This window comes from Chloroflexota bacterium (assembly GCA_014360825.1).
Lineage (GTDB): Bacteria > Chloroflexota > Anaerolineae > UBA2200 > JACIWT01 > JACIWT01.
The window spans coordinates 1-357 of record JACIWT010000024.1; the positions used below are offsets into that span (position 1 = coordinate 1).

Annotated in this window: 1 protein-coding gene; it reads right to left on the bottom strand. The window is 61.6% G+C overall.

What is annotated here, in order from left to right:
• A partial coding sequence (locus H5T64_11720) for a hypothetical protein (protein MBC7265006.1) occupies positions 1-340 on the bottom strand: 340 nt, incomplete at its 3' end.
• Between the last annotated feature and the right edge of the window lie 17 nt (positions 341-357).

Below are 357 nucleotides of genomic sequence, written 5' to 3' on the forward strand. Positions count from 1 at the left end.
GCATCCTCTCCGCCAGGGCGGGGTTCATCGCCGCCACTCTGAGCACCTCCAGCCGTCGCTGGTCAGGGTCGGTGATGGAAGCCAAAGTCGGATCATTCCGCACCAGGATTCGCCAGACGGTTTCCTGGAAAACGCACTCATCGGTTACCATTTGCCTTTGCTGCTCCGTCTGATAGAAGGGCCGGGTCCAATAGACGGAGTTGATTTTCTCGGCGTAGTACGGGTTGGCGAGGATCTCGCTTTGGGAGACGATGTCCTGGGGGCGGATGGTGTAGGAGATGTATCCGGTCGGGGCAATCTGGGTGGGCGGGAGGGCTTGCGAATGGGTACGGCGGCCCATCGCGGCCCAGTCCCAGC